Origin of the sequence: Halorientalis brevis, assembly GCF_042678165.1 — an archaeon.
In the GTDB taxonomy this organism is placed as follows: Archaea; Halobacteriota; Halobacteria; order Halobacteriales; family Haloarculaceae; genus Halorientalis; species Halorientalis brevis.
The window spans coordinates 550349-576660 of record NZ_JBHUDJ010000002.1; the positions used below are offsets into that span (position 1 = coordinate 550349).

The 26312-nt window shown below is 66.4% G+C and carries 28 protein-coding genes; 6 read left to right on the forward strand and 22 right to left on the reverse strand.

All coding sequences use genetic code 11. The features are described from left to right. Window positions 1-50: 50 nt before the first annotated feature. Complete coding sequence (locus ACFR9U_RS06505) at window positions 51-311, reverse strand: hypothetical protein (protein ID WP_247379316.1); 261 nt, start codon at window positions 309-311, stop codon at window positions 51-53. Between the two features lie 168 nt (window positions 312-479). Between ACFR9U_RS06505 and ACFR9U_RS06510 the strand changes: the two genes are divergently transcribed. Next, the gene (locus ACFR9U_RS06510; RefSeq protein ID WP_247379314.1) at window positions 480-1772 is read left to right on the forward strand and encodes an O-acetylhomoserine aminocarboxypropyltransferase/cysteine synthase family protein; all 1293 of its coding nucleotides are present in this window, start codon (window positions 480-482) and stop codon (window positions 1770-1772) included. Between the two features lie 42 nt (window positions 1773-1814). On the opposite strand, the gene ACFR9U_RS06515 is transcribed toward ACFR9U_RS06510, so the two are convergent. From ACFR9U_RS06515 to serB, 3 genes are all read right to left on the reverse strand, one after another. Continuing rightward, a complete protein-coding gene (locus ACFR9U_RS06515) occupies window positions 1815-2939 on the reverse strand; it encodes a PAS domain S-box protein (RefSeq protein ID WP_247379312.1) in 1125 nt (374 codons plus the stop codon). A 309-nt stretch (window positions 2940-3248) separates the two neighbouring features. After that, on the reverse strand, window positions 3249-3692 hold the full coding sequence (locus tag ACFR9U_RS06520) for a universal stress protein (protein WP_247379310.1): 444 nt from the start codon (window positions 3690-3692) through the stop codon (window positions 3249-3251). Window positions 3693-3782: 90 nt separating this feature from the next. Next, the gene (serB, locus tag ACFR9U_RS06525; protein ID WP_247379307.1) at window positions 3783-4424 is read right to left on the reverse strand and encodes a phosphoserine phosphatase SerB; all 642 of its coding nucleotides are present in this window, start codon (window positions 4422-4424) and stop codon (window positions 3783-3785) included. Window positions 4425-4536: 112 nt separating this feature from the next. On the opposite strand from serB, the gene serA reads away from it, so the two are divergent. Next, window positions 4537-6147: a phosphoglycerate dehydrogenase gene (gene serA / locus ACFR9U_RS06530; protein ID WP_247379305.1), complete on the forward strand. Its 1611-nt coding sequence runs from the start codon at window positions 4537-4539 to the stop codon at window positions 6145-6147. A gap of 188 nt (window positions 6148-6335) precedes the next feature. Further along, window positions 6336-6857: a hypothetical protein gene (locus ACFR9U_RS06535; RefSeq protein ID WP_247379302.1), complete on the forward strand. Its 522-nt coding sequence runs from the start codon at window positions 6336-6338 to the stop codon at window positions 6855-6857. 9 nt (window positions 6858-6866) lie between these two features. Here the strand turns inward: ACFR9U_RS06535 and ACFR9U_RS06540 are convergent, their stop codons facing one another. The 6 genes from ACFR9U_RS06540 to ACFR9U_RS06565 all read right to left on the reverse strand — a co-directional run bounded on the left by ACFR9U_RS06540 (window position 6867) and on the right by ACFR9U_RS06565 (window position 12073). Then, window positions 6867-7253 carry a hypothetical protein gene (locus tag ACFR9U_RS06540; RefSeq protein ID WP_247379300.1) on the reverse strand — a complete coding sequence of 129 codons (387 nt, stop codon included), beginning with the start codon at window positions 7251-7253 and terminating at the stop codon, window positions 6867-6869. A 331-nt stretch (window positions 7254-7584) separates the two neighbouring features. Next, window positions 7585-8850 carry a threonine synthase gene (thrC, locus tag ACFR9U_RS06545; RefSeq protein WP_247379298.1) on the reverse strand — a complete coding sequence of 422 codons (1266 nt, stop codon included), beginning with the start codon at window positions 8848-8850 and terminating at the stop codon, window positions 7585-7587. 42 nt (window positions 8851-8892) lie between these two features. Beyond that, window positions 8893-9885: a CapA family protein gene (locus ACFR9U_RS06550; RefSeq protein WP_247379296.1), complete on the reverse strand. Its 993-nt coding sequence runs from the start codon at window positions 9883-9885 to the stop codon at window positions 8893-8895. Window positions 9886-9945: 60 nt separating this feature from the next. Then, window positions 9946-10332: a helix-turn-helix domain-containing protein gene (locus ACFR9U_RS06555; RefSeq protein ID WP_247379294.1), complete on the reverse strand. Its 387-nt coding sequence runs from the start codon at window positions 10330-10332 to the stop codon at window positions 9946-9948. Between the two features lie 79 nt (window positions 10333-10411). After that, window positions 10412-11419: an RNA 3'-terminal phosphate cyclase gene (gene rtcA / locus ACFR9U_RS06560; protein ID WP_247379292.1), complete on the reverse strand. Its 1008-nt coding sequence runs from the start codon at window positions 11417-11419 to the stop codon at window positions 10412-10414. Window positions 11420-11464: 45 nt separating this feature from the next. Continuing rightward, window positions 11465-12073, reverse strand: a complete 609-nt coding sequence (locus ACFR9U_RS06565; protein ID WP_247379290.1) for a stage II sporulation protein M — start codon at window positions 12071-12073, stop codon at window positions 11465-11467. A 262-nt stretch (window positions 12074-12335) separates the two neighbouring features. Between ACFR9U_RS06565 and ACFR9U_RS06570 the strand changes: the two genes are divergently transcribed. From ACFR9U_RS06570 to ACFR9U_RS06580, 3 genes are all read left to right on the forward strand, one after another. After that, the gene (locus ACFR9U_RS06570) at window positions 12336-12713 is read left to right on the forward strand and encodes a CBS domain-containing protein (protein WP_247379287.1); all 378 of its coding nucleotides are present in this window, start codon (window positions 12336-12338) and stop codon (window positions 12711-12713) included. 222 nt (window positions 12714-12935) lie between these two features. After that, window positions 12936-13109: a hypothetical protein gene (locus ACFR9U_RS06575; protein WP_247379285.1), complete on the forward strand. Its 174-nt coding sequence runs from the start codon at window positions 12936-12938 to the stop codon at window positions 13107-13109. Window positions 13110-13417: 308 nt separating this feature from the next. Next, complete coding sequence (locus ACFR9U_RS06580; RefSeq protein WP_247379283.1) at window positions 13418-13804, forward strand: DUF7979 domain-containing protein; 387 nt, start codon at window positions 13418-13420, stop codon at window positions 13802-13804. A 202-nt stretch (window positions 13805-14006) separates the two neighbouring features. Here ACFR9U_RS06580 and argF read toward each other — a convergent pair whose 3' ends face one another. From argF to ACFR9U_RS06640, 12 genes are all read right to left on the reverse strand, one after another. After that, window positions 14007-14897 (reverse strand): ornithine carbamoyltransferase, encoded by an 891-nt coding sequence (argF, locus tag ACFR9U_RS06585; protein ID WP_247379281.1) that lies wholly within the window; start codon window positions 14895-14897, stop codon window positions 14007-14009. 1 nt (window position 14898) lies between these two features. Continuing rightward, on the reverse strand, window positions 14899-15984 hold the full coding sequence (locus ACFR9U_RS06590; protein ID WP_247379279.1) for a [LysW]-lysine hydrolase: 1086 nt from the start codon (window positions 15982-15984) through the stop codon (window positions 14899-14901). Next, window positions 15981-17123 carry an aspartate aminotransferase family protein gene (locus ACFR9U_RS06595; RefSeq protein ID WP_247379277.1) on the reverse strand — a complete coding sequence of 381 codons (1143 nt, stop codon included), beginning with the start codon at window positions 17121-17123 and terminating at the stop codon, window positions 15981-15983. The genes ACFR9U_RS06590 and ACFR9U_RS06595 overlap by 4 nt, the downstream gene beginning before the upstream one ends. Before the next feature lie 58 nt (window positions 17124-17181). Continuing rightward, window positions 17182-18018, reverse strand: coding sequence for an acetylglutamate/acetylaminoadipate kinase (locus ACFR9U_RS06600; RefSeq protein ID WP_247379275.1), 837 nt, complete (start codon window positions 18016-18018; stop codon window positions 17182-17184). Between the two features lie 17 nt (window positions 18019-18035). Further along, on the reverse strand, window positions 18036-19091 hold the full coding sequence (gene argC, locus ACFR9U_RS06605) for an N-acetyl-gamma-glutamyl-phosphate reductase (RefSeq protein WP_247379273.1): 1056 nt from the start codon (window positions 19089-19091) through the stop codon (window positions 18036-18038). Continuing rightward, window positions 19091-19951, reverse strand: a complete 861-nt coding sequence (lysX, locus tag ACFR9U_RS06610; protein WP_247379271.1) for a lysine biosynthesis protein LysX — start codon at window positions 19949-19951, stop codon at window positions 19091-19093. The genes argC and lysX overlap by 1 nt, the downstream gene beginning before the upstream one ends. A gap of 122 nt (window positions 19952-20073) precedes the next feature. Further along, window positions 20074-20238 (reverse strand): lysine biosynthesis protein LysW, encoded by a 165-nt coding sequence (gene lysW / locus ACFR9U_RS06615; protein ID WP_247379269.1) that lies wholly within the window; start codon window positions 20236-20238, stop codon window positions 20074-20076. Window positions 20239-20436: 198 nt separating this feature from the next. Beyond that, window positions 20437-21918 (reverse strand): argininosuccinate lyase, encoded by a 1482-nt coding sequence (argH, locus tag ACFR9U_RS06620; protein ID WP_247379266.1) that lies wholly within the window; start codon window positions 21916-21918, stop codon window positions 20437-20439. 4 nt (window positions 21919-21922) lie between these two features. Beyond that, complete coding sequence (locus ACFR9U_RS06625) at window positions 21923-23170, reverse strand: argininosuccinate synthase (RefSeq protein WP_247379264.1); 1248 nt, start codon at window positions 23168-23170, stop codon at window positions 21923-21925. A gap of 246 nt (window positions 23171-23416) precedes the next feature. Then, window positions 23417-24133, reverse strand: coding sequence for a DUF7345 domain-containing protein (locus ACFR9U_RS06630; protein ID WP_247379261.1), 717 nt, complete (start codon window positions 24131-24133; stop codon window positions 23417-23419). A 47-nt stretch (window positions 24134-24180) separates the two neighbouring features. After that, window positions 24181-25047, reverse strand: coding sequence for a hypothetical protein (locus ACFR9U_RS06635; protein WP_247379259.1), 867 nt, complete (start codon window positions 25045-25047; stop codon window positions 24181-24183). A gap of 155 nt (window positions 25048-25202) precedes the next feature. After that, window positions 25203-26300 carry a helix-turn-helix transcriptional regulator gene (locus tag ACFR9U_RS06640; RefSeq protein WP_247379257.1) on the reverse strand — a complete coding sequence of 366 codons (1098 nt, stop codon included), beginning with the start codon at window positions 26298-26300 and terminating at the stop codon, window positions 25203-25205. Window positions 26301-26312 lie beyond the last annotated feature (12 nt).

The window sequence follows — 26312 nt, forward strand, 5'->3', positions numbered from 1 at the left end:
CCGTGTCGCTCGCGTGAACCGCGCGCCACAGGGCGCGCGGATGCTTGTCTCTACGACCGACGCAACAGCACCGCGAGCCCCGCCAGCACCGCGACCGGGTACGCGGGCCGCTCCAGCGAGACCGTCACGGCCGCCGAGAGCGCAATTCTCGCCCCTTGGACGGTCGCGACCGACGTGCCGGCCGCGCTCACTGCTCCCTGGACGATGACTGCCGTCGCTCCCAGGGCAGCGATGGCACCCGCCGCCCGCCACGGGTGGTCGCTGATTCGTTCGAGGACGCCGCGCCGGTTCCCTCCCAGTCGTCCACACATTGCCAGGTGGTTGCCACCCCGCTCGTATAGCGGTACCTTTCTAGTCGTCCTGTCGTGTCAACGTATCTGGAACGTAGTGTTCACACTCCCGGGCCGCGTCAGAGATACGGGCGGATAATGCACATTGGGACAGGTATAATGTCGCCCCCTCCCTCTCACTGTTCAAACATGACTGACGACGACGAGTCCATCGAGACGAAGTCCCTGCACGTCGGGCAGGAAGAGCCCGACGCGGCGACGGGCGCGCGCGCACCGCCGATCTATCAGACCACGTCCTACGTCTTCGAGGACGCCGAGGACGCCGCTTCCCAGTTCGCACTGGAGAAACCGGGCTACATCTACTCGCGGCTGATGAACCCGACCGTCGAGACGCTCCAGGAGCGCATCGCCGCGCTGGAGGGCGGCGTCGGCGCCGTCGCCACCGCCTCCGGGATGGCCGCGCTCAACCTCACCGACTTCGTGCTGGCCGGCCCGGGCGACAACATCGTCACTGCGTCCTCGCTCTACGGCGGGACGTACACCTACTACTCCCACACGCTCCCCCGCCAGGGCGTCGAGGCGCGGTTCGTGGATACGCTTGACTACAATGCATACGAGGAGGCAATCGACGAGAACACGAAGTACATCCACTGCGAGACGATCGGCAACCCCGCGCTGGTGACGCCGGACATCGAGCGGCTTGCCGGTATCGCGGAGGACCACGGCATCCCGCTGCTCATGGACAACACCTTCGCGACGCCCGCGCTCTGTAACCCCATCGAGCACGGCGCGAACCTGGTGTGGAACTCCACGACGAAGTGGATTCACGGCCACGGCACCACTGTCGGCGGCGTCGTCGTCGACGGGGGCAACTTCGACTGGAGCGCCCACGCCGAGGACTACCCGGAGATCGCCCAGGACAACCCCGCGTACCACGGCGTCAACTTCGCCGAGGCGATGGGCGAGCAGGCCTTCACCTACACCGCCATCGCCCGCGGCCTGCGCGACCTGGGCAACCAGCAGTCGCCCTTCGACGCCTGGCAGACGCTCCAGGGACTGGAGACGCTGCCTCATCGCATGCGCGCTCACTCCGAGAACGCGCTGGCCGTCGCGGAGTTCCTCCAGGACCACCCCGAAGTCTCCTGGGTCACGTACCCCGGCCTGGAAGACCACGAGACCCACGACAACGCCTCGAAGTACCTAGAGGGCGGCTACGGTGGCATGCTCACCTTCGGTCTAGAGGACGGCTACGAGGCGGCTCGCGGCACCGTCGAATCCACGGAGATCGCCAGCCTGCTGGCCAACGTCGGCGACGCGAAGACGCTCGTCATCCACCCCGCCTCGACGACCCACCAGCAACTCACCGCAGAAGAGAAGGAAGCCGCGGGCGTCACCGACGACCTCGTGCGCCTCTCGGTCGGGCTCGAAGGCGTCGAGGACATCAAAGCGGACCTCGATCAGGCGATCGACCAGGCGACGTAAGCGGCACTGCGGACGGGTCTCGACCGTGTGGCGGGCGGCGTGTCAGTCCGAGACGCCGATGCGTCGCCCGGACTTCCCCCCGGACGCGTCGGCAGACGAACTTTCGGGCACGAACACCGAGACGGTCGTCCCGCGCGGGTCGTGCGTCTCGATGTCGATTTTTCCACCCACCTGGCGCGTGATCCAGCTCACCAGCCACAGTCCCAGGCCGCTGCCGTGCTGGAGCGGGGTTTCCTTGCCGGCTCGGACCGTCGCTCGCTCCTGCGCCGGGATGCCGGGCCCGTTGTCGCTGACTGTGATCGCGACCCAGGACTCCGGGCCGAAGGGATTCCCGTCGCGCCGCTCGTTCCGTTCGATGGTGAGGTCGACGACCGGCGTCTCGGCGTCGTTGTGATCGATCGCGTTCTCCAGTAACTCCTCGATCGCGATCACGACGGGCACTTTGACGGGGGCGCGCCCGTCGGGGGCCGTCAGCGAGATGGTCGCGTGCTCGCAGGCGTCGCGCAGCGCGTCGATCTGCTCGGCGACCGTCGAGACGACGTCCACGCAGCCCGTCCCGCTCCCGACGTCGTTGACAGTCGAGTGGACGGTGTTGGCCTTCTCGCTGACCCGCGTCAGACGGGCACAGGCGTCTTCGATCGCCCGTGCGTAGTCGGCGACCCGCTCGTCGGTCGTCTCCGTGCGGATGGCGTCACCGTACCCCATCACGACGTTGAGTTCGTTCCGGAGGTTGTGCCTGAGCAGTCGATAGAGGACCTGGAGCTGCTGTCGCTCCAGTTTCTGTTCCGTGACGTCCGTGAACACGGCGACGAACTTCTCGATGGTTCCGTCGTAGTCGGTCACGGGTGCGATGGTGTGATCGACGTGCATGAGCGACCCGTCCTTGCGCCTGTTGACGAGTTCGCTCTCCCAGACCTCGCCCGAAAGAATCGTGCCCCAGAGGTCCGCGAAGAACGACTTGTCGTGCTCGCCGGAGTTCAGGAGTCGCGGGTTCTCGCCGATCGCTTCCGCCGCGGTGTAGCCCGTGATCCGCTCGAACGCCGGATTGACGTATTCGATCGTACCGTCCGTATCCACCAACATGATCGCGTGGCCCGCCTGTTCGACCGTCCGCCGGAGGACCCGCGCGTCGGTCAACTTCACCAGCGGTTTGTCGAAGTCGCTCATCCGCGGGACCCCTCGACGCCGCGGGTGAGCGACAGACGGTCCCGCCGCCCGCCCCGGTCCTCCCTCATCGTATTCGAACACTGATCTGTTTTCTGGGTGTCGCTCCCAGTAGCTCCACCGCCGTGCCCTCGGCTGGTCCACTGGCTCACATACGATATCAACGAGCCAACTATTGCTGGAGCTATCATCTCTCGCTCACTCCCGTGGAGGGGGGCCTGCAGATAAAGTGTTTATAAATGTTGACAATAGCGCTATATGCCGTACAGTGGGCTACGTTCGGCTCGGGAGTCGGACGCCTTCGCGTGGTGCTCACTCGGCCGGTGCCCGGACCGTCAACACCGGCACGTCCGCGTGACGAATGACGTGTTCGGTGACGCTGCCGAGGAGGAACCGGTCCAGGCCCCGGCGGCCGTGGGTCGCCATCACGATCAGGTCCATCCCGTTGTCGGTCGCGTAGTCGAGGATGGCGTCGCTCGGGTGGCCGCGCTCGATCGTCGTCTCGACGGGGACGTCGTGGGCCTGACAGCGCTCGCGAACGTCGGCCAGGGTCGCCTCCCCCTCGTCTTCGAGCGCCGCGAGGACGAGGTCCTCGGTCGTGAACCCGTGGGCGTGGCTGGGATCGACGGCGTAGAGGCTGTGGATCGACGCGTTGAGCCGGTCGGCCAGCGTCAGCGTCTCGTCCAGCGCCACCATGGCCGCGTCGCTCCCGTCGACTGGCACCAGCAGTCGCTCGTATCCGTCCGTGGTCTTCATGACCCTCGTTACCACGTTCCGGTGAATAACGGTTGCCCGAATCGCCGGCAAAACGAAACGTTCGGTGGCTGATACGCCCGCGTCGGTGGCTCAGGGCTGCAGGACGCTCTCCGCTTCCAGCACGCCCTGGAGTTCCGACATCGAGAGGACGACGGTGTCACAGGACGGTTCGACGGCCGGTTTCGGGTCGAACCCGACCGAGAGGCCGGCGACTTCCAGCATCGGCAGGTCGTTCGCGCCGTCGCCGACCGCGACGGTGTCGTCCATGTCGACGCCGACCGTCCCGGCCAGGTCTTCGAGGGCGTCGTCTTTCGTCCCCTCGATGAGCGGTCCCTCGACCTCGCCGGTGAGCTCGCCGTCTTCCATCGGGAGCCGGTTGGCGACGATGGAGTCGACGGAGACGCCGGCTTTCTCCAGGGCGCGCTCGACGCCGCGCTCGAAGCCGCCGGTGAGGATGGCGGTGTGGACGCCGGCCTCGTTGAGCTCGTCGATGACCGTGTTCGCGTCCTCACGGAGGACGACCTGGTCGAAGGCGGCTTCCGCTTTCTCCTGGGAGAGCCCTTCCAGCAGGCCACAGCGCTGGCGGAGGCTTTCGGCGTACTCGATCTCGTCGTTCATCGCCCGTTCGGTGATCGTCTCCATGTCGCCCGCGACGCCGCACTGCTCGCCGAGCAACACTGTCATCTCCGAGTCAGAGAGCGTCCCGTCGAAGTCGAAGGCTACGAGTGTCATGTTCCCCCGTTCGCAGGCAGGGGTTTCAAAGCTCCCGGTTACCGCCGTCTCCATCACGGCTGCGCGGGTCGATGAAGAAAGGGTTATGGCTGCCGACTGGAATGGTTCGCGCATGAAGGTACTCGTCACGGACCCTATCGCTGACGCGGGCATTCAACGACTCCGCGCGGCGGGCCACGACGTGGAGACGGCCTACGACATCGAGGGCGAGGAATTGCTCGACGCAGTCAAGGACGCCAACGGACTCATCGTCCGCTCGGGCACGGAAGTCACCGACGAGGTGCTCGACGCTGCCGACGATCTGGTCATCGTCGGCCGGGCCGGCATCGGCGTCGACAACATCGACATCGAGGCGGCCACCGAACACGGCGTCATCGTCGCCAACGCTCCGGAGGGCAACGTCCGGGCGGCCGCCGAGCACACGGTCGCGATGGCGTTCGCGACGGCGCGTTCGATCCCACAGGCCCACGAGCGCCTCCAGAACGGCGAGTGGGCGAAAAGCGACTTCCTCGGGACGGAACTCAACGGGAAGACGCTGGGCATCGTCGGCCTCGGCCGCGTCGGGCAGGAGGTCGCCAAGCGCCTGGGTTCGCTCGGCATGAACCTCGTCGCGTTCGACCCGTACATCTCGGAGGAACGCGCCGAGCAGCTCGGTGCGGAGTTGGCTGACGACCTCGACGCATGTCTCGAGGAAGCGGACTTCATCACGATCCACACGCCGCTGACGCCCGAGACCGAGAACATGATCGGCGAAGAGGAACTTGCCAAGCTCGACGGCGGCTACGTCGTCAACTGCGCCCGCGGTGGCATCATCGACGAGCCGGCCCTGGCGGAGGCCGTCGAGAACGACCAGCTCGCCGGCGCGGCGATCGACGTGTTCGCCGAAGAGCCCGTCGACCCGGACAACCCGCTGCTCGACGTCGAGGACGTCATCGTGACGCCGCACCTCGGCGCGAGCACCTCCGCAGCACAGGAGAACGTCGCGACGAGCGCCGCCGACCAGGTCATGGCCGCGTTCCGCGGCGAGCCGGTCATGAACGCGCTGAACGCCCCGTCGATGGACGAGTCGGCGTTCCCCCGCGTGCGCCCGTACATCGACCTCGCGGAGACGGCCGGCAAGATCGCCGTCCAGCTGTTCGACGATCGCGTCGAGGAGGTCGACGTCTCCTACGCCGGCGACATCGCCGAGGAAGACCTCGATCTCGTCACCGCGAGCGCGCTCAAGGGCGTCTTCGAGCCCCTGGAGTGGCAGGTCAACGCCGTCAACGCCCCGCGCATCGCCGAAGAGCGCGGCATCGACGTCGTCGAATCGAAGAGCCGTTCCTCCGAGGACTTCCAGAGCCTCGTGACGGTCACCGTCAAGAACGGCGACGAAGAGGTCAGCGTCTGCGGCACCCAGTTCGCCGGCGAGGACCCGCGCATCGTCCGCATCGACGGCTACCGCGTCGACGCCATCCCGCACGGCCACATGCTGGTCGCGCGCAACGAGGACGTCCCCGGCGTCATCGGCTTCATCGGCTCGACGCTCGGCGACCACGACGTCAACATCGCGGCCATGTTCAACGCCCGCGAGACCATCGGCGGCGAAGCGCTCTCGGTGTACAACCTCGACGAAGCGCCATCCGAGGAGGTCCTCGAGAGCATCCTCGAAGACGAGCGGATCATCAACGTCAGTCACATCTCGCTGAACGGTACCGTCGACGCCGACACGAGCGACGACTGACCGCTCACCCGGTCGCTGATTTTTCTGCTTTCGGTGCGCCGGTCAGCGGCTGCGCTGTGTATCCGAATCCACCGACGAATGGCAGAATCTCACACGAGTATATAGAACCGATGGAAAAATATAGCGTATGGCGTTCAAGAGATGAGTGTATTTAATACACACTCGCTCATTTCAATCCGAACGTCCGAATGAGTGTCGACGAACTTGTCACGCCGTGTCCGCCGACCGTTCACCGGGAGCCACCGGTCCCCGGACTCGAACGAGATGGCGACGTGTGGCGGCTGTCAGTGGAACCCTACCGGGACCTGATTTCAGATGTAGCCGGCGTCGATCCGACCGGCCCGCTCGACCTGCAGGCGCTGATGACGATCGCCGCACGACTCGAAGGACTGGTCGCACGGCGAAAGCGAGTCGAGGATCGAACCCGGGGAGCAGCCGTCGACCAGTCGCCGACAGTCGGGGCTGGACTGTCTCGGCTGTGGCGGTCGCTCGCCGCGGTCGTCACGGCGCTGCTCGTACGTTTCGGGTCGAACGACGCGACGACCGACGGCTCGTCGCCGCCGTCGTTCGAGACGTACTCGACGGAGACCGTCTGGTATCTCTCGCAGTTCTTCCGCGCCGCGGCCGAACAGCGCCGGGCGACGGTTGCGGCCGACACGGCGTCGGCTGGTGACGCACAGACGATCGGCATTCCGGGAAAACGGTCCTGAGTCGGGGGACTAGCGGCGTTCGAGAAGCGAGTGGAGACTCCCTAGGAGGCCGTCCTGGCTGGCCGTCGCGTCGCCGTCGAACTCGATCGCCACTGCGTCGTCGTCGGTTCGCCGTTCGAGGTCGGCGACGATCGTCTCGTACCGGTCGACGATCGCGGTTCGCTGTCGATCCTTGGCTTCGAGCGCTCGCTCGAGGGCGGCGATCCGCGTGTGGAGAATCGTTCGTTCCATCCTGTCGAGTCTGAGACGCGTCGCCGCAGAGACCGGCCGTGTCTCAGCGGCCAGCGAGTTCGCCTCGGTCTCGACCGCAGTCGCATCGAGTGGCACGCCTGGTGCCGTGTCGACCTGCGTTTCGGGTGCCCCCCCGGGCTGGCTGTGGGTGGTTTCGGGTACCATCGTCGCGGGAGTACCAATATGTGCCACAGTCTCAAAAAGTTCCGTCAGACAGGGGTCACACGCCCGGCCGACGCCCTGCAGTCTGGCGGTTTCCGCGCCTCTCTGGGATGTTTCTGGTAGGTGATTTGCACTGTATTTTATTCAAACTGTACGTATATATTTCTACCTGGTAGCTGAATTTTTGTAGTCGACGCGAAGTGGGGAACAGGTGGTATGGTGGCGCCAGGGGGTCCGGGTACCCTCGTCGACCTCGCCGCATCGCCAGCGACCGAGACGACCGTCTCAATTGCTGTTCAGTCGCGACTCGCAAAAAGTTCCGTCGAGGGTATCGTCAGTCCTGCAGGTGAGCGAGGACTTCGTCCGTGTCGTTGGGGACTGGTTCGGGGTCAGCGCCGGCCTCGGCGGCCGCGTCGGGGTCCTTGAGGAGGTGGCCGGTGGTGAGACAGACCACGTCTTCGTCCGCGCCAATCTCGCCCTGGTCGCGGAGTTTGCGGAGGCCGGCGACGGAGGCGGCGGAGGCCGGTTCGACGCCGATACCCTCTTCCGCGAGGTCGCGCTGGGCGGCGGTGATCTGCTCGTCGGAGACGGCGACGGCGGTGCCGTCGGTGTTCCGGATGCCGGGGAGCGCCTTCGGGGCGTTGACCGGGTTGCCGATGCGGATGGCGGTCGCGCGAGTTTCGACCTCGTCCCAGCGTTCGGTGTCGTCCCACCCGTGCTCGATGGCTTCGACCATCGGGGCCGCACCCTCGGCCTGGACGCCGGTCAGTTTGGGTACCTGATCTTCGTCGAGTTCGCCGCTGGCGACGAGTTCGCGGAACGCCTTGTACAGCGCGGAGGTGTTGCCGGCGTTGCCGACGGGGAGGACGATGCGGTCGGGGAAGCGACCCTCGTCGTCGTGGAAGCGTTCGAGGATCTCGAAGCCGATGGTCTTCTGGCCTTCGAGGCGGAAGGGGTTGAGCGAGTTGAGCAGGTAGGCCTCGCCGCGGTCGGCGAGGTCCTGGACGATGTCGAGACAGGAGTCGAAGTTGCCGTCGACCTCGAGGATGCGCGCGCCGTGGAGGCTGGCCTGGGCGACCTTTCCGGCTGCGACCTTCCCGGCGGGGAGCAAGACGAGCGTTTCGAGGCCGGCGCGAGCGCCGTAGGCTGCGAGTGCAGCGCTCGTGTTCCCGGTCGACGCGCAGGCGAGACGGTCGACGCCGACCTCCTCGGCGACGCGGACGCCGACGGTCATGCCACGGTCCTTGAACGAGCCGGTGGGATTCATCCCCTCGTGTTTGATCCGGAGGTTCCGGACGCCGACGTCTTCCTCCAGTCGAGGAACGTAGTGCAGCGGCGTGTCGCCCTCGGGAAGCGTGACGCCCTCCTCAAAGGGGAGCGCGGAACTGTGACGCCAGACGCCGCGGCCCTCGAAGTCGTCGAACGTCGGCGCGTCTGCGTAGCGTGCTTCGAGCAGGCCGTCGCACTCCTCGCAGGTGTAGATGACGTCGTCGAACGGCGGGTGAACGTGTCCGCACTCGATACAGGTGAGCCAGACGCCGTCGTCGGCGACGTCGGGCACGGTGTCTCCTTTCAGACCGGAGAGTCCGAGATCTGTCATTGCGCGTGTCGAGGGCCGCACGCCGCAAAAAGAGGGCGGTTTTCACGCGACCGTCAGTTCCAGCCCTCGTCCGAGCCGTTCGAACGCGTCGGCCGTCCCGAATGGACTGGACCGCTCGCGCATTCGCTCGCGACACCACCGGGCCACGTCGCCGTCGGCCCAGTGAACGGCATAGTCCGCGATCTCGGTCGGTCGGAGTCGCAGACGGGTCACCCGTCCGTCCTCGACCGTTACCTCGAACAGGAAGCTCCGGTCGTTGCGGAGGTCCCGGTTAATGCGGTAGTCGTCGACGAAGTCCCCGCAGTCGTACAGGATGGGGACGCCCTCGTACACCTCGATCCCCTGGAAGACGTGGGCGCTGTGCCCGTGGATCAGATCGACGCCCTCGTCGACGAGAAAGTGGCCGAACTCCCGATAGTTGGCAGCCGGCTCTGCGACCATGTTCGGTCCCCAGTGCAGCGACGCGACGAGCAGGTCTGGGTCGTGTCGGCGGGCACGGGCGAGGATCGTCCGCACCGTCTCGCGCTCTTCTCGGTCCAGTTCCATCGGGACGTGGGCGACGCCGGGTTCGGTGGGGCCTGCCGCGAATTCCGGCGTGTTGTCGGTCAGCGAGACGACCGCCACGTCGAGCCCGTCGAACGAGACGATGGCTGGCTCACGGGCGGCCTCGACAGTCCGCCCGGCGCCGGCGTGAGCGATCCCGGTTTCCGTGAGCGCGTCCACGGTGTCGAGGAGCGCCGGCACCTCGAAATCCAGCAGGTGGTTGTTCGCCAGGCTGGCGTAGTTGACGCCGGCGGCCTGGAGCGCCGGTAGCGCCCAGTCCGGATCGGCCCGGAAGTGAAACGGTCGATACGTCCGTCGCCAGGGCTGGCCGCGCGTCGAGAGACAACACTCCAGGTTGATGAGCAGCCCGTCGAGCGCCTGCAGGTGCCCCAGCACCTCGCCCCACACCGCGTCGACCGCCCGACGCTGCTGGAACTCGTCTACCTTTCGACCGAGCATGACGTCGCCGGTCAGGCCGAGCGTGAGTGGCATGTGGGGTCGTACCACACACTGGTGGAAAACGGTGCCGTCGGTGGGTCGGACTGAGAGCCCCTAGGGATCGAGACCGAACTCGTCGATCCGTTCGTGGACGTAGGCGGCCCACTCGTCGAGCGTGTTGTGCATCAACTCGCGGGCGTCGTCGAGCGGCGTCGCGGTGTACTGGTAGACGTGGCCCCCGCCGTCGAGGAGGCGTCGCTCGCGAGTGGCGAGTCCTTTCTCGCGGAGCGTGGAGAGTGATCGGTTGACGTTGCTGCGGTCGCGGTCGAGCGTCGTTGCCAGTTCGGCGACGGTGCTGCCCGGCTGGTCCAGCAGCGTCAGATACGTTCGGGCTTCGTGGCGCTGGACGCCGAACACACAGGTTAGCACCTCCTCGAACCCCGGCTCGTCGTCTACCATGAGGTCCCGGAACCGATCAGGCTGTGGATCGACCTCTGCCATAGCTTCTGGTAACGGTGCGAACCGGATAAAGGGGGCCGTTACCGCAGGCTCACCCCGTGTGCTGGGTGTTTCCCGGTACTTAGCCGGCCCGGAGGACGACTCTCTCGTCTTTCTCACTGACGTCGACCGACTCGCCGAACGCCTCGAACAACGCCAGACTCGTCTCGACGTGATTGGTCATCGTCGGAATCGTCAGCTCGCCACCGGCGGCAACGAGGACGACGAGCAGCTGATCGGCCAGGTAGCGGTCCACTGCCGCGTTTGTGCCCTCAAAGGAATGAACGTCGCTCGCTGCCTCGCGGCCGACTTCTTCCGCCGGCTTCCCTTTTTCGCCCAGCGCGCTGGCGCCGGCCACGCCGTTCTCGTAGTCGGCCCGGACACAGCACGCCGTCCCGGGGGAGTCGGTGTCGACGTAACTTATCGTTCGTTCGAGGACGGTGACGTCGTCGTCGAACTGTTCGAGCACTGCCTCGGCCTGGCGTTCGGCAACTTCGGCGTCGGCCAGGCCGTTTGCGGCTTTCGAGTAGACGCGGATGCCTTCGAGGGAACCGCGGTCGCTCAGTGCCAGGGGTGCCGGATCGGAGGGGTTGAGGGAGAGCGTCGCCGCACCGCCACCGACCGGATAGAAGCCGGTCCGGTCGACGTCGACGGCGACCTCGACGCCCAGGTCCCGGAGCAGTGGGAGCTTCACGTGGCGGTACCAGGTCATCGGCGGTGACCACGCCACGTCGGTGCCCCCCGTCGCCCGCACTGTCAGCGGGTCGTCGATGCGGAGCGCGAGCGGGAGCAGCGTATCGAACACCAGTGTGACGCTGCCTGCCGTCTGGATGTCGGCAGTTACGGTGCCGCCGGACAGCCGGCCGGGATCGAGACTGACGGTCTCGGCGCCCAGTCGTGCGCCCTCGACGGTGCCGTCGCAGGCGTCCGCTGCGGCCTGGACGGCGGCGAGGTGCTGTGGCTTCAGTCCCGGTTCGGGTCGCGAGCCCCGGACGTGCTCGACGGTCACCGGCGTGTCGGTCAGGATCGACAGCGCCAGCGCCCGCCGGAGGAACTGTCCGCCCGCGTCAGACCCGTCGAGTTCGAGCATACGCGCTGTACGCTAGCGCGAAAGAAAAGCGCCGGTGGCTGCCCGTTATCCGGTTCGCATGCCATCGAGCAGCGCCGTCGTGATCTCGGCTTCGACGAACGCTGCGATGGGGATGAGCACCAGTGCGACGACGACCATCACGGCGGCTTCCCGGAGTTCGCGCTGGGTCATCACGTCCTCGCGTCGACCCAGAGCGGCCCCGAGCACCTGATGCGTGAACCGGAACGCGACGGCACTCGCAAAGAGGAAGGCGGGAATCTCGAGGACGCCGTGGGGCAACAGGCCGACCAGGACCACCGCGAGTCCGCCTTCGCGGGCGACCTCCGTCGCGACGTATCCGACGATGACGCCGTTGTACAGCAGAACCGCGGCGGTGACGAGCCCGAGCGTCAGGCTGCTGGCGACGAGCAACAGGATGACGATGGCGTTGTTGACGACCAGGAGCCCGACGGTCGGCTCCGGAAACGCGCCTTCGAGTTCCCGGCCACCGAACAGCACGCTCAAGCTGACCAGATCCACGAGGAGGGCACCGACGACGATGCCGACGGCGAACAGCGCACCGGAGAGGGCGACGTAGCGCCAGTAGTCGGCCCAGAGCCGCACCGGGAGCCAGCGCGACTCACTCGCCGCCTGACTCGACGGGGTCTCGCTCATGTAGTCTCACTAACGATGACCACTGGTTTCAGGGCGGCGGTCCCGGCGAATCCGCGGTCGTTGGTGATGCTCCCTACCGCCCCGCCACCGAACGCCTGCCAGCTCGCCGCGACGACCGTCACAACTCGTTCACCGGAGCTCTGACGCCCGCTCTTGACAGTCTGTCGCGTCGAACGACCTCCTGGATTGCTACCAACAGCCACGGGCCGTGCTCTCATCGGTATTGGAAAGACCATTAACCCCGGCCGTTGGTATGTGACATATGAACTCAACCGAACAGATCCGCGTCGAAGATCTCATGACGACGCCGATCGAGACGATTTCCGAGGACGTGACCCTCGTCCAGGCCGCGACCGAAATGCGAGAGAAAGGAATGAGCGCGCTCCTCGTCACCTCTGCCCCGCCGTCGATCATCACCAGCACGGACATTCTCGACGCCGTCGCCGAGGGGAAGGACACGTCGGAACTCGACGTCACCGACGTGATGACCGAATCCGTCGAGACCGTCCCGCCGGGCCTCCCGATCAACGAAGCCGCCCAGATGATGACCACCTTCGGCATCAGCCACCTGCCGGTCGTCGAGGACGACTACATCGGGATGGTCTCCTCGACCGACATCACCAGTCACCTTTCCCAATAACCCCACCTTTTTTCACCGGGGCCTCGCTGCGCTCGACCCCGGCCAAAAAATCTGGACCAAAAAAGGCTGCCGGTTCGTCGCTACGCGATTCACCGGCAGTGAACCGCGCGCCACAGGCGCGCGGATGCAAGGTGAACGACGGACTGCTCACGGCTCGATAAGCACTATTCTCTCATGTGACGCCCAGAAAACACTTTGTGCCGGCGCGAGGACCGGACCGTAATGGACCTCGACAAGAGCCAGGTCTTTCTGCTGCTCGGGACCCTCCTGTTGGTTGGTTCCACGTGGGGGCTTTACGAGGTCTCAGGGCTCGTTAGTATTCTCGTCATCCCATTCCTGTCCGCCTTCGGATTGGTCGGGCTCCTTCTCTGTATCCTCGGCGTCCTCTTTCGGTGATGCAACTCCACCTTTTTGTTCGTCGGGGTCGCTCTCAGTCGCTCGCGACCCGCTCCTCGAAAAACGTGGGCGAAAAAGTCGGGACCTCGCTCCGCTCGCTCCCGTGAACCGCGCTCGCATTCGCTCGCGCGGATGCAGGTGCTGGCTGCATCCACACCGCTATTCCAACTCCGTCGCTTACTTGCTGAACAGAAGACACTTAATAGCTGACTGAAGATCCGACAGTAATGTGGGCTGACAGGAACTGGTTCTATCTTATTGTTGGCGGAGTTTTGCTGATCGGTTCAATCTGGACCGGTCAGACTACCTTGAACACGGATTACGTCCACAGATTAGAATCGGAAGAGGAGGGGACGTTCAACGCTTCACACGAAGGTCACGTCCGCTACACGAACCTCTCTACCCGCGGCCAGCAGGTCGTCGACCACACGATAGATCGTGGGAAGCACGTCGTCGAGACCGAAGACCAGACGGTGTCTGCGTTCATGTATCCGACGGATTACAACAACCTCGGGTCTGGCTGGTACGTCGTCCGACACGACGGACGGAACTACTTGCTCGCCACGAACAAGCGCACTCCCGGACTCAGTGGCGTCTTCTTGACGCCGTTCGTGGGTATCGCCGGCCTCGTCGGCTTCCTGCTCTGTGCCCGGAGTCTGTTCACTCTCTACCTTCGTTCTATGACAATCGACTAATCACTACGCTTGCTCGGATAGCCTGGGCAACAGTCCGTGTGAAGTCGAACTCCGTTCGCGCTCGGTCCTTACGCCTACTCAGCCAGCCACGTCGACAGCCCGTTCCAAGCCACCTTTTTCTGCGTCGGGGTCGCTCCCTGCGGTCGCGCCCCTGTCCTTGAAAAATCTGGACCAAAAAGCAGCTCACGTCGCTCGCCGGAGACTACTCCTGCTCAGCCAGCCAGGTCAACAGCCCGTTCTGGGCGTGCATCCGGTTCTCGGCCTGGTCCCAGACGATGGCGTTGTCGCTCTCTAAGACCTCGTCGGTGATCTCCTCGCCGCGGTGGGCGGGCAGACAGTGCATCACCGTCCGATCTCCCACGAGGGCAGAATCGACCTGGAAGCCCTCGAAGTCGGCGAGTTTCTGCTCGCGCTGGTCTTCCTGGCCCATGCTGACCCAGACGTCCGTGTAGATGACGTCCGCGTCCTCGACGGCCGCCTCCGGATCGTTGGTCGTCTCCGGTTCGTTGCCGAGGTCGGCGGCGCGTTCGCGCACGTCGTCGTCGATCCCGTAGCCTTCGGGCGTGGCGACGGTCAGGTCGATCCCGGCCATGGCCGCGCCGATGACGAACGACTGGCAGACGTTGTTGCCGTCGCCGACCCACGCCACGGAGACGTCGTCGAACCCGCCGAACTGCTCGCGGATCGTCAGCAGATCCGCCAGCGTCTGGCAGGGGTGTGCGTCGTCGGTGAGCCCGTTGATGACCGGGACGGTGGCGTACTCGGCGAGTTCCTCCACGTCGGCGTGGTCGAACACGCGCGCCATGATGAAATCCACGTAGCGGGCGACCGCGCGGGCGGTGTCCTTGACCGGTTCCCCGTGCCCGAGGTGGATGTCGTCGGGGCCGAGGAAGACGGCGTGGCCACCGAGCTGTGTCATCCCGGTCTCGAAGGAGACGCGGGTGCGCGTCGAGGGTTTCTCGAAGACCATTCCCAGCGTCTGGTTGTGCAGGGGTTCGCCGTCGCCGTGGGCTTTCAGGTCGGCCGCACGAGAGAGCACGGTGTCGAGTTCGTCGGTCGTCAGGTCGTCGATGTCCAGTAGTGACCGTGGCATGTTAGGCCTCCAGCAGCCGCGTCGCGACCTCCTCCAGCACGGCGACCGAGCGGTCGTACTCCGAGAGGGGAAGGTGTTCGTTGGGCGCGTGGTCGAGGTCCGAATCGCCGGGTCCGTACGTCACCATGGGACAGTCCCACTCCTGCGCGTAGACGTTCATGTCGCTCGTCCCCGTCTTCCGGAGCAGTCGGGGGTCGCCGCCTTCCTGGCGGATGGCGACGCGGAAGGCTCGCGCCACGTCAGTGCGGGGGCTCTGCATGACGGGCTCGACCCTGTCTTTCCAGTGGACGCGGTCGGCCACGTCGAGGTGGCCCTCGGTGATCTCGATGACTTCCTCCGTGTTCATGCTGGGCGGGACGCGCAGTTGGACTTCCATCGTCGCCTCGACCGAGAGGCCGTCCTCCGTCAGTCCGCCCTCGATCATGGTCGGTTTGGGCGTGACGCGCTCGAAGACGGCCTCCCACTCGTCGTTGGTGAACTCCTCTTCGACGGCCGACCACCAGGCGATGGCGTCCTGGATGGCGTTGTTCTCCGGGCGAGAGCTGTGGCCGGACTCGCTCGTCGCGACGTACGTCCCGGCGACCAGGCCGCGGTAGCCCAGCGTGATGCCCTCCCAGCCGGAGGGCTCGCCGTTGACGACGGCGTCGGGCGCGTTCTCGCGGTCCTCGACCAGGTAGCGACCGCCCTTCGAGTCGACTTCCTCGCCGACGACGCCGACGAACGAGGCACCCGTCCGCACGGCGGCGACGGCCATCGCCGCCAGGGGGCCTTTCGCGTCGACGGAGCCGCGACCCCAGAGCGCCGGCTCGTCGCTGTCCTCGGCCTCTCTGATCTCGACCGGGATGTTCCCGGGAACGGTGTCGATGTGGGAGGTCAGCAGGCAGCCGTCGTCGGCGGGGGCGCGGACGTTGCCGACGTCGTCGATCCACACCTCGCGGTCGTGGCTCTCGAAGAAGGACTTGAGGACGTCCGCACACTCTCGCTCCTCGCGGGTGACCGACGGCGTGTCGACGAGGTCGACCAGCAGTTGCCGCGCCTCGCCTTCCACGTCGATCGTGCTCGTACTGGTGAACTGCGTCTCGCTCATGCGTCGTCGTCCTCCGCCAGCACGTCGGTCAGGGCCGCGACCACGGCGTCAGCCTGCTCCTGTTCGATGGTTAGCGGCGGGAGCAGCCGCACCACGGTTCGGCCGGCAGGCAGCGCCAGCACGCCGTGGTTCAGCGCCAGTTCCTTCAGCGCCTTGTTGGCGCCGCGACCGACCTCGACGCCGATCATCAGGCCCTCGCCGCGGATCTCGCGCACGTCGTCACCGATGGCCGACTCCAGTTCCGTCAGGATGTAGTCGCCCATCTCGGCGGCGTGGCCGGGCAGGTCCTCCTCGACGATGGTCGAGACGGTGGCGTTGGCGGCCGCCGACACGACCGGGCCGCCGGAGAACGTCGAGGCGTGCGAGCCGTAGTTCTCGGCGATCCAGTCGCGACACAGCGTCGCGCCGACGGGGAAGCCGTTGCCCAGCCCCTTCGCGCTCGTGATCATGTCCGGGACGACGCCAGCCTGCTCGCAGGCCCACAGCGATCCCGTCCGACCCATCCCAGTCTGGACCTCGTCGAAGATGAGCGCCGCACCGACGTCCGCGGTCGCCTCGCGGGCGGTTTCGAGGAACTCGGTGGAGGCGGGGTTGATGCCACCCTCGCCCTGGACGGGTTCGACGATGACGCCCGCGGTCTCGTCGTCGACGGCCGCGGCGAGTTCCTCGGGGTCGTCGTAGGGGACGAACTCCACGTCGCCGATGAGCGGCTCGTACATCTTCTTGTACTTGTTCTTCCACGTGGTGGCGAGCGCGCCCATCGTCCGGCCGTGGAACCCCTGCATCGTCGCGATGAGCTTCGAGTTGCCCGTGGCGCTCCGGGCGAACTTCAGCGCGGCCTCGTTGGCCTCGGTCCCGGAGTTACAGAGCCACGTCTTGTCGATGGGGTCCGGGGCGGTGGCGGCCAGTTTCTCGTACAATTCGGTCCGGGCCGCGTTGGGGTACGAGGCTTGGACGTAGGTCAGGTCGTCGAGCTGGTCCCGGACGGCCTCGTCGACGGCCTCGTGGCTGTGGCCGAGCGGGACGCAGGCGTAGCTCGCGCCCATGTCCAGGTACTCGGTGCCGCTGTCGTCGTACAGATACGGTCCGTCGCCGGACTCGATCTGAATGGGTTTCTCGTTGAAGACGAATCCGGTCACAGCGTCTCACCTCCGGTGAGACCTGTGACGTTGAAATGCGCCTTGCGTATTTCAGAACTCATTGTGTGTCCTCCAAAGCTTCCTGATACAGGTGCGTCCCGCTGCCGTCGAGCGCCGAGAGGATGGGGTCCTCGGCGTTGGCGTCGGCGATGACGACTTCTTCGGCGCCGTTGTCCAGCGCTTCCTCTGCGGCCATGATCTTGCGGCTCATGAAGCCCTCGGCTGCTGCTTCCAGTTCCGCCCACTCCTCGGCGGTCTCGACGGACTCGATGAGCGTCGAGGGATCGTCGGGGTCCTCGTAGACGCCCTCGACGTCCGTCAGCAGGACGAGCGTGCCGTCGAGCGCGCCGGCGATGGCGGCGGCCGAGCGGTCGGCGTCCGTGTTCACGGGGGTGATCTCGCCGTCGTCGGCACCCGCCATGGGCGGACTGGCGACGGGGACGTAGCTCCCGTCTAGTAGCGACTCCAGCAGGTCAGTGTTGACCTCCTTGATGGTCCCGGAGTGGTCGCCCCGCTTGATCTTCTTCTTGCCGTCCTCTTTGACGCGCACGGCCGACTTCCGCGGGCCGTGCAGCAGCTTCCCGTCGACGCCGTTGAGACCGACGGCGTCCACGTCGAGGCTCTGGAGGCCAGCGACGAGCTGCGTGTTGAGGTGGCCGAACACCATCTCGAACACTTCCATCGTGTCTTCGTCGGTGAAGCGACCGACGACGCCCGACGGCGTCTCGACGTACTCCGGCTCCATCCCGAGGCGTTCCAGCGTGTCGTCGACGGCGGTCGAGCCGCCGTGAACCACGGCAACCGACTCGCCGTCTTCGTAAAGCGATGCGACGTCCGAAAGGGCACCCGCCGGGTCAACGGCACGGGCACCTCCGACTTTGATTACGATTGTCATATAAAAATCACCTCTGGCTATGGGGAGCCGACGGGATGCAGGCCCGCGAAGTCCAAGCCAGCAGTCTCCTCTAAGCCGAGCGCGACGTTGGCCGCGTGGACGGCCTGGCCGGCCGAGCCTTTCATCATGTTGTCGATGGCCGAGAACACGACGACGCGCTTGTTCGCGGGGTCGAGTTCGAAGCCGACTTCTGCCTTGTTCGTCCCGGCGACGGCCTTGGGTTCGGGGTAGCGATACACCCCGCCGCCGCCCGCGACGAGCTCGACGAACGGTTCGTCCTCGTACGCTCCCCGATACGCGCCCCAGAGGTCGCCCTTCGAGACGGGGCCGTTGGGGAAGACGTGACACGTCGCCGAGGCACCGCGCGTCATCTCCACCGCGTGAACGGTAAAGGAGACGTCGACGCCGAGGAACTGCTGGATCTCGGCCTCGTGACGGTGGCCCGTGGGCGCGTACGGGCGGACGACGCCCGAGCGCTCGGGGTGGCTGGAGGCTTCGCCGCCGCCAGCGCCGCCCTCGGAGGAACCGACCTTCACGTCGACGACGATCTGCTCGTCGCCCGAGAGCACGTCCTGCTCGAACAGGGGGAGCAGCCCCATGATGGTCGCCGTGGCGTTACAGCCGCCCGACGCGATGAGGTCCGCGCCCTCCAGGTTCTCCCGGTTCAGTTCGGGCAGAGCGTACTCGCTCTTTTCGAGCAGTTCGGGGCGGTCGTGGCCGTCGTACCACTCGTCGTACTGCTCTTCCGTGTCGAGGCGGAAGTCAGCCGAGAGGTCTACCACTGTTCCGGCGGCGTCCTGGAACTCGTCGATGTGTTCCATCGAGACGCCGTGGGGCGTCGCGGCGAACAGCACGTCCACCGATTCGAGGTCCTCGGGGCTGGAGAAACGCAGGTCCATCCCGCGGAGGTTGGGGTGCTGGTGGCCGACGGTCTTGTTCGCGTACGAGCGACTCGTCGCCTGGGTCACCTCGAACTCGGGGTGCTGGTACAGCAACCGCAGGAGCTCCCCACCAGTAAAGCCGGAGCCGCCGACGACCGAGGCCGTCAGTGACGGTTCGCCGTTCGCGGACATCAGGCGGTCACCTCCTGCTCGACTTTGGTTTCGAGCCAGTCGACGACCTTGGCGGGCACGTCGACGTCGGTCGTGTCGTTCAGCGCTTTGAACTCGACGTTGTGGTTGACCTCGTGGACGGTGTAGCCGTTCTCGGTGCCCATGAGGTCGATCCCGAGCAGACCGCCGCCGACCGCTTCGGAGGCGCGTTCGACGAGATCGAGCGCTTCGTCGTCGAGGCCGAACTCGTCGGTGTCGGCGCCTTTGGCGGCGTTCGTGATCCAGTGGTCCGACGAGCGGACCATCGCGGCGACGGGTTCGCCGTCGGTCGCCAGCACGCGGATGTCCTCGCCGCCCTTCTCGACGTACTCCTGGACGTAGAACACCTTGTGCTCGTAGTGGCCCAGGGTCGCCTTGTGTTCGAGGATGGCTTCGGCAGCGGTCCGACTGTCGATCTTCGCCATCAGCCGACCCCACGAGCCCACGACGGGCTTGATGACGCAGGGGTAGCCAAAGTCCTCGATGGCCTCCATGGCCGCGTCCTTCGTGAACGCCACCGTCGTTTCGGGCGTCGGCACTTCGCCTTCGACCAGCGCGAGGCTGTTTTTCGCCTTGTCGGCGCAGACCTCGGCGGTGTCGGGGTGGTTGACGACCGGGATGTCGTAGGACTCGATGAAGCGAGTGGCGTAGACGCTCCGACTGGTCGCCAGACACCGGTCGACGACGACGTCGACGTCCTCGAAGTCCGCCGGCGCCTCCGTGAGTCCGAACTGCTGTTTGCGTACGTCGATCTTCGTGACGTCGTGGTCGCGATCGCGCAGTTCCGAGAGCAAGAGCTTCTCGTCTTTGCGGATGCGCGAGTAGAGAATTCCTACATTCATTGTTACCTCCACTGGGTCGTGCAGGCGGGACGGAGCGCTCCCTCTCCGGCCGAGGTCTCAGCGCCCGCGCGCACGAACGCGAGGGTGGTCGTTGTGGAAGCCGCTCCGACCGCTGTCACCGCTTATTCACCCCAGTCCTCTTCGAGCTCGGGCGCCGAGTCGAGCTCGACGGGATCCGTGTCCACGACCTCCAGTTCCGCACCGCAGGTCGAGCAGTCAACGATCTCTCCAACTTCCAGGTCGTCGTGCAGGGACACTTCCGCCCCGCACTCGATGCATTCCGTCATTGGTACCTCTATCTCCCCTTCGGATGTACTTAAACCCTTCGGACTTGTCGGCGAAAATGAAAGTCACAAACTACCGTCTAACGGTGCAAAAGCGGGCAATACGGTGTTTCACGATTTCAGTATCATGAATTTGGTATATTATCCCCTCGCGGGGATGGGAAGGTCGGTCGTCGCGGGTGTCGGCAGCGGACGAGGCTCTCAGACATACTCGGCCACCTCCTCGCGGAGCATGTTCTCGGCACCCGACAGCGCTTCGCGCTCGTCGGCCAGCGCCGCCTCGTCGGCTGCCAGGTCGTCCTCGGCAGCGTCGAGCTGTCCCTCGACTGCCGTGGGAGCCGGGCCGCCGGCCGAGTCACGACTCGCCACGCTCTCGGCGGGATCGAGCGCCGCTTCGACGGCGTCGCGGTCGACGTGTGCCGACAGCGACTCGCCCAGGACCTCCTGGGCCGCCGATTCGAGCGTCTCGTAGTCGGGATCGGCCGACTGCTCGGCCGCCAGCGCGACCATCTCGTGGGCCGTCCGGAAGGGAACGCCGGACATCGCCAGCAGGTCGGCGACGCCCGTCGCCGTCGAGAACCCATCGCCCGCCTCCGCGGCGAGCACGTCCTCGTTCCACTCGGCAGTGGCCACAGCGCCGGCGGCGACCTCCGTGGCGTCGATCACGGCGTCGACGGCTTCCCAGCCGTGCCCTGTCGCTCGCTGGAGGTCGCGGTTGTACGCACGGGGTAGCCCTTTCAGCGTGGTCAGCAGTCCCGACACGGCCGCGTGGGCGTCGCCCGCCCGCGACCGGACGAGTTCGAGCGTGTCGGGATTTTTCTTCTGGGGCATGATCGACGACGTCGAGGAGTAGTCGTCCGAGAGGTCGACGTACCCGTCGTTGGCGAAGATCACGACGTCCTCGGCGAGCCCCGACAGCGTCGTCGCCAGGTTGGCCAGCGCCGTCGTCGCCTCCAGCAGGAAATCGCGCGCCGAAGAGGCGTCCATCGAGTTCACCAGTACCGAATCGAAGCCGAGCAACTCGGCGGTGCGCTCGCGGTCGACGTCGAACGGCGTGCCCGCGAAGGCCGCGCCGCCCAGGGGCGAGCGGTTCGTCCGGTCGTAGGCGTCCACGAGACGCTCCGTATCACGGGCCAGCGCCCGCTCGTAGGAGAGCAGGTAGTGCGCCACCGTCGTCGGCTGGGCGTACTGGAGGTGCGTGAAGCCGGGCATCACCGTCTCGGTGTGCTCGCGAGCCGTCTCCAGCAGTTGCTCGCGTGCGCCGACCACCGTTTCCACTGCGTCGAGCAGGTCCGCGCGCAGGCGATAGCGGATGCAGGTCGCCACCTCGTCGTTGCGCGAGCGGGCGGTGTGCATCCGGCCGCCCTTCTGTCCGACGCGCTGGATCACTGCGGTCTCGATGGCGGCGTGGACGTCCTCGCCGTCGGGGAGGTCGCCGTGGCCGGCGTCCTCGATCTCGTCGAGCGCGTCGAAAATGGCCCCGGCGTCGTCCTCGTCGACGATCCCCTGCTCGGCGAGCATCACGACGTGGGCGCGGTCCACGGCGAGGTCAGCCTCGAAGATGCGTTCGTCGGCGGCGAGCGACGAGAGGAACCCACGCGCGGGGCCGCCGCTGAAGCGGTCCCGGCGGACCACGTCACCACTGGCATCCGTGCTGCTATCGTCTGTGGGTTCCTCGCTCATGGATTTAGTCGTCGTCTGAAACTGCTTTGTTCGCTGTCTCGGCGTCGGCGGCCTCGCTGACCTTGTTCGCCAGGCGCTCCTGGAAGCCGTGGTACTTCGCGACGCCCGTCGCGTCGCCCTGTTCGATGTCGTCTGTGACGTCCTCGGTGTTGAACGAGGCGTGGCCCTCGGCGTAGCAGGCGTACGGGCTCTCGCGACCGACCGGGCGAGCCTGGCCGCCCTGCAGTTTCACGGTCACGGTGCCGGTCACGCGCGTCTGGGTCTCGTCGATGAACCCTTCGAGCGCGCGGAACAGCGGGGCGTTGACGAGGCCCTGGTAGCCCTTCTCGGCCCACTCCTGGTCGATGCCCTGCTTGAAGCTGCGCTCCTCCTTCGTGAGGACGAGCCCTTCGAGCGCCTCGTGGGCGGCCAGCAGGACCGTCGCTGCCGGGTGCTCGTAGTTCTCGCGTACCTTGAGCCCGAGCATGCGGTCTTCCATCGTGTCCGTGCGGCCGACGCCGTGGGCGCCAGCGAGGTCGTTGAGGTGACCGATGAGGGACACGGCGTCCATCTCCTCGCCGTCGACGGCCACGGCCTCGCCCTGCTCGAACTCGATCTCGACGAGTTCGGCGTCCTTGCCGCCGGGCGTCTCGGTCCAGTCGTAAATCTCCTCACCGGGAACGTGTGCGGGGTCTTCCAGCTCCGACCCTTCGACCGAGCGGCTCCAGAGGTTCGTGTCGATGCTCCAGCGGCCGCCGTCGCCGCCCTCGACGGGCAGGTCCTTCTCGTCGGCGTACTCCTGTTCCCACTCGCGCGTGAGCCCGAGTTCGCGGACGGGCGCGTGAACGTTCAGCTCGGAGTCGCGCCAGACCGTCTCGAAGCGGAGCTGGTCGTTGCCTTTCCCCGTACAGCCGTGGGCGAGGGCGGTACAGCCCTGCTCTTCGGCGACTTCGAGGATGGCCTCGGCGATGACCGGGCGCGCGAGCGCGGTCCCCAGCGGATAGCCCTGGTAGGTGGCGTTGGCCTTGACGGCGTCGAGACAGAGGTCCGCGAACTCGTCTTTGGCGTCGACCACGTAGTTGTCGAGGCCGAGCGCCTCGGCGGTCTCTTCGGCTTCCTCGAACTCTTCTTCGGGCTGACCGACGTCGACGGTGACGCCGATGACGTCGTCGTAGCCGTACTCTTCTTTCAGCAGCGGGACGCAGACTGTGGTGTCGAGCCCGCCGGAGAAGGCGAGCGCGACCGTTCCTTCGGTGTCGTTTGGTTCTGGCATGTGTGTGGTGTGGGTGATGTATCAGTGGTTCAAGACCGCTCCGGAACCAGCCGGTGTGCGGTGAGTGAGAACAACCGTGGAATGAAGTGGAGTAGAGGTGGGCCTAACGGCCCGGTCGTCGTCGTCGGAAAAGGCGGACGGACTCGCCACTCGCAACCGCTTGCGAGCCATTCCGGCGGGTCCGTGTCATGTACTCGAATCTATTCACAGACGCGTATTAAAAAGTTCCGAGATGGAAATCGCCCGCTAGAAGCGTCGCAGAGCGAGGTATCCGGTACCAAGGATCGCGGTAATTGCGAGCCCCGTCCCGAACCCGGGGCCGTCTCCGCTGGACGTCTCCGTCCCGCTTGCTGCCGTCGTCCCCGACTCGCCGGCGTCGATCGGTTCGACCGTCACCGCGAACCCGTCGAGGGGCGATCCCGCCTTCCAGGTGGCGGTTCCGTCGAGACTGCTATCCGCGGCTGGGGCCATGCTCGTCACGGCGTACTCGTCGGGGACGATCAGTTTGAGCGGTCGGTCCGGCGTGAAGCCGCTGGCGAACGGCTCTGTGATCGTGAGCGTATCGCCCTCGACGGCAGCCAGGCCGTCCCAGGTTACCGAGAGTTCGACGACGCCGGTCGCTCCGACCGTTCGCAGGTCGACGGTCGCGTCGGTGATCGACATCTCGCGCCCCGTCGCGTTGGCCGCGTCCGCGGCGACGCGTTGCATCCGGTCGCGGAACCGAACGCGGAAGCGCTCGCGCGCCTGCTGGTCGTTTTTGAGTTGCTCGAAGGCGTCGCTCTCGTTCTGGCTCGCCAGATCGAACGTCGTCGTCATCGTCACCGTCGCCGAACCGTCCTCGTGGACGTCCACGACGAACGACCGCTCGGGGGACTCCGCGGCCGTCGCTCCGGCCGCCGGCGTCACTGCGCTGAAAACCGTGAGTGCGACGACCGCCATCGTGACGACGTAGCTGCGGTTCATGTCAGGAACATTCATCGGCGAAGTGATAAAAACCGTGGCCAGTGCGGTTAGCGGGCCCCTGCGCTGTCGCTGCTGCCACTCGACCCACCGGCGTTGCCACCGCGGTCGCGATCGCTCGACCCGCTGTCGTCGGTCGCCGTGGCCCTCGGCTCGCTCTGGTCGGTGGCAGTGCCGTCGGGCTGTCCCGCACCGTTCTGGCCCGACGCCGTCGGGGCGTTCGGTCCGCCCGACTGTCCGGCCTGGCCGCTATCACTGGCGTTGCCCCGCTCGCGCTCGTCCGGCCGCTTGTCGGCCCCGCGGTCGTCGGGCTGACCCCTGTCAGCCGCCTGCGGCCCGGCGATGGACCGTGCGATGTCGGCGACTTCGCCGCCGCTCAGGTTCTTCGCCTGGTCGCCGAGCGTCTGGATCGCCGTCACGTTGACGCCCTTGGATTCGAGCAGGTCAGCCGGGAGTCCCTGCGAGGCGTTGGCGGTGTCGTTCGCCGCGCGTTCGACGTTCTCCGTTCGGGAAGCGAGTTCTGTGATGCGAGCGCGGTACTCGCCCTGGCTGATACTACCGTTCTGGCGGGCCTCGCGCAACTGCTCGCGCTGCTGCGTGAGGTTCCCGAGTTCCCGTTGGGTCTCGTTGACCTTCTCGGCGATCAGCGCGGCCTTGGCCTCGTCGCTGGACGCACCGGCGACCGCCAGCCCGAAGCTCCGGGAGTCGATCTCGCCGTCCAGTTCGGCTTCCTGGGCGCCGACGACGCCTGCCAGGCGTTCGCCGGGCGCGACGGTCGCGTTCGATTCGTTCGCGGCGACGGCCGCCGGGTCGTTCGTCTCGCTGAGTGGCGAGTGGACTGCACCCAGTGCCGTCCCGGCACCCAGCGTGCCGACGACGACGAGCACAGCCGCGAGGAGGGACAGTGTGCGTCGCATTGTGTCTCCTGCTTGGCACTCTACGAGCATATAAATGGTCGATCGCTGTCCCGAATCAACGACGCTTAAGCCGGATTAAGCCAGATTCAAACCTGCTGTAGTCGGGTGGTTTTCGGAGCCGATATCGTGAACGGTCCGCTGAACCGTCGCCAGGATTAAATACTGTCGTCGTCCGGGTGCGTGAGGACGTTCTCGCGGCCGAGGCGGAACACCTCGATCTCGTCGTTCTCCCGGAGCTTCGTGACGACCTGGCTGGTCTTCGCGTCCGTCCAGTCGAGCCGCTGGGCGACCTGCTGTTGTTTGATGCGGCCGCCCTCCTCCTCTACGAGCTTGAGTACTCGCTCCTCGTTGCTCAGGAGTTCCTCGGCCGGGTCGTCGTCCTGACCGTCGGCCGACTGTTCGCTGGCTGGCTCCGTCGACTGCGTTCCAGCGGTGGTCCCGGCTTCGGCGGGTCGGCCGCGGTCCTGGCCGCCGATCAGGCCCCGGCGGCGCGCCCAGAGGTAGCCGCCGGCCCCGAGGAGCACGGCGACGACGGCGGCACCGACGAGCGTGGTCCCGCTGACGCCGCTCCCGGAACTGGGCGCTGGCTCGGTGGTGACCACGACGCGCGGGCCGTCGCTGCCGAAGTCGCGACGGCCATCCCAGACGACGCCGTTGTCGAGGCGTTCGGTCGCGTTCGGCGAGACGGAGACGGTCCGGTACTCGCTGGGCCAGTCGACGCGTAACTGGGACTCGCCGTCGAGGTAGAACCCGGCGAGGGCGTCGCCTGCCTCGATGTGCGTCTCGTTGGTCACGGCGAACCCGGTCCAGGTGAACCGATACCGGATGATCCCGTAGGGCTGGCCGATGTTCTGCCGGTCGGTTTCGACGCTGACGTTCCGGAGCGCCATCTCGCGCCCGGTCGCGTCCGCCGCGCCCGAGACCGTCCCCTGCATGCGGTCGGTGAACCGCTCGGTGTACGGCGAGGAGTCGTTCCGGATCTCCGCGGCGACGGACTCGAAGGCGTCGGTGGCGTTCTCGTCGTCGAGCCGCACCCGGTACTCGATGGTCCACGTGGCCGTGCCGTCAGTCTGAACGGCGGCCCGTAACAGGACCCTGTCCGGATCGACGTCCGTCTGGGTTCCCGTCACTGCCTCGGGCGTCACGGCGTGGGTGTGCGTCGACGCGTCCGCTGCTGCGACGGTCACCCCGACCGCTCCGAGGCTCACCATCCCGAGTACCAGCATGAGGACGACCGTGCCGGCGCGTGTCATCGCTGCCCCGTA

Excerpts from the sequence above, each read along its gene's own strand:
- ACFR9U_RS06635 (WP_247379259.1), bottom strand. The coding sequence starts at position 25,047 with ATGCGACGCACACTGTCCCTCCTCGCGGCTGTGCTCGTCGTCGTCGGC.
- argH (WP_247379266.1), bottom strand. The coding sequence starts at position 21,918 with ATGAGCGAGGAACCCACAGACGATAGCAGCACGGATGCCAGTGGTGAC.
- ACFR9U_RS06555 (WP_247379294.1), bottom strand. The coding sequence starts at position 10,332 with ATGGCAGAGGTCGATCCACAGCCTGATCGGTTCCGGGACCTCATGGTA.
- ACFR9U_RS06540 (WP_247379300.1), bottom strand. The coding sequence starts at position 7,253 with ATGGTACCCGAAACCACCCACAGCCAGCCCGGGGGGGCACCCGAAACG.
- ACFR9U_RS06550 (WP_247379296.1), bottom strand. The coding sequence starts at position 9,885 with ATGCCACTCACGCTCGGCCTGACCGGCGACGTCATGCTCGGTCGAAAG.
- serA (WP_247379305.1), top strand. The coding sequence starts at position 4,537 with ATGAAGGTACTCGTCACGGACCCTATCGCTGACGCGGGCATTCAACGA.
- ACFR9U_RS06510 (WP_247379314.1), top strand. The coding sequence starts at position 480 with ATGACTGACGACGACGAGTCCATCGAGACGAAGTCCCTGCACGTCGGG.
- ACFR9U_RS06625 (WP_247379264.1), bottom strand. The coding sequence starts at position 23,170 with ATGCCAGAACCAAACGACACCGAAGGAACGGTCGCGCTCGCCTTCTCC.
- ACFR9U_RS06590 (WP_247379279.1), bottom strand. The coding sequence starts at position 15,984 with ATGAGCGAGACGCAGTTCACCAGTACGAGCACGATCGACGTGGAAGGC.
- ACFR9U_RS06535 (WP_247379302.1), top strand. The coding sequence starts at position 6,336 with ATGAGTGTCGACGAACTTGTCACGCCGTGTCCGCCGACCGTTCACCGG.
- argC (WP_247379273.1), bottom strand. The coding sequence starts at position 19,091 with ATGTCCGCGAACGGCGAACCGTCACTGACGGCCTCGGTCGTCGGCGGC.
- ACFR9U_RS06505 (WP_247379316.1), bottom strand. The coding sequence starts at position 311 with ATGTGTGGACGACTGGGAGGGAACCGGCGCGGCGTCCTCGAACGAATC.
- ACFR9U_RS06565 (WP_247379290.1), bottom strand. The coding sequence starts at position 12,073 with ATGAGCGAGACCCCGTCGAGTCAGGCGGCGAGTGAGTCGCGCTGGCTC.
- ACFR9U_RS06600 (WP_247379275.1), bottom strand. The coding sequence starts at position 18,018 with ATGACAATCGTAATCAAAGTCGGAGGTGCCCGTGCCGTTGACCCGGCG.
- serB (WP_247379307.1), bottom strand. The coding sequence starts at position 4,424 with ATGACACTCGTAGCCTTCGACTTCGACGGGACGCTCTCTGACTCGGAG.
- ACFR9U_RS06570 (WP_247379287.1), top strand. The coding sequence starts at position 12,336 with ATGAACTCAACCGAACAGATCCGCGTCGAAGATCTCATGACGACGCCG.
- argF (WP_247379281.1), bottom strand. The coding sequence starts at position 14,897 with ATGCCACGGTCACTACTGGACATCGACGACCTGACGACCGACGAACTC.
- thrC (WP_247379298.1), bottom strand. The coding sequence starts at position 8,850 with ATGACAGATCTCGGACTCTCCGGTCTGAAAGGAGACACCGTGCCCGAC.
- ACFR9U_RS06630 (WP_247379261.1), bottom strand. The coding sequence starts at position 24,133 with ATGAACCGCAGCTACGTCGTCACGATGGCGGTCGTCGCACTCACGGTT.
- ACFR9U_RS06520 (WP_247379310.1), bottom strand. The coding sequence starts at position 3,692 with ATGAAGACCACGGACGGATACGAGCGACTGCTGGTGCCAGTCGACGGG.
- lysX (WP_247379271.1), bottom strand. The coding sequence starts at position 19,951 with ATGAATGTAGGAATTCTCTACTCGCGCATCCGCAAAGACGAGAAGCTC.
- ACFR9U_RS06515 (WP_247379312.1), bottom strand. The coding sequence starts at position 2,939 with ATGAGCGACTTCGACAAACCGCTGGTGAAGTTGACCGACGCGCGGGTC.
- ACFR9U_RS06640 (WP_247379257.1), bottom strand. The coding sequence starts at position 26,300 with ATGACACGCGCCGGCACGGTCGTCCTCATGCTGGTACTCGGGATGGTG.
- lysW (WP_247379269.1), bottom strand. The coding sequence starts at position 20,238 with ATGACGGAATGCATCGAGTGCGGGGCGGAAGTGTCCCTGCACGACGAC.
- ACFR9U_RS06575 (WP_247379285.1), top strand. The coding sequence starts at position 12,936 with ATGGACCTCGACAAGAGCCAGGTCTTTCTGCTGCTCGGGACCCTCCTG.
- rtcA (WP_247379292.1), bottom strand. The coding sequence starts at position 11,419 with ATGCTCGAACTCGACGGGTCTGACGCGGGCGGACAGTTCCTCCGGCGG.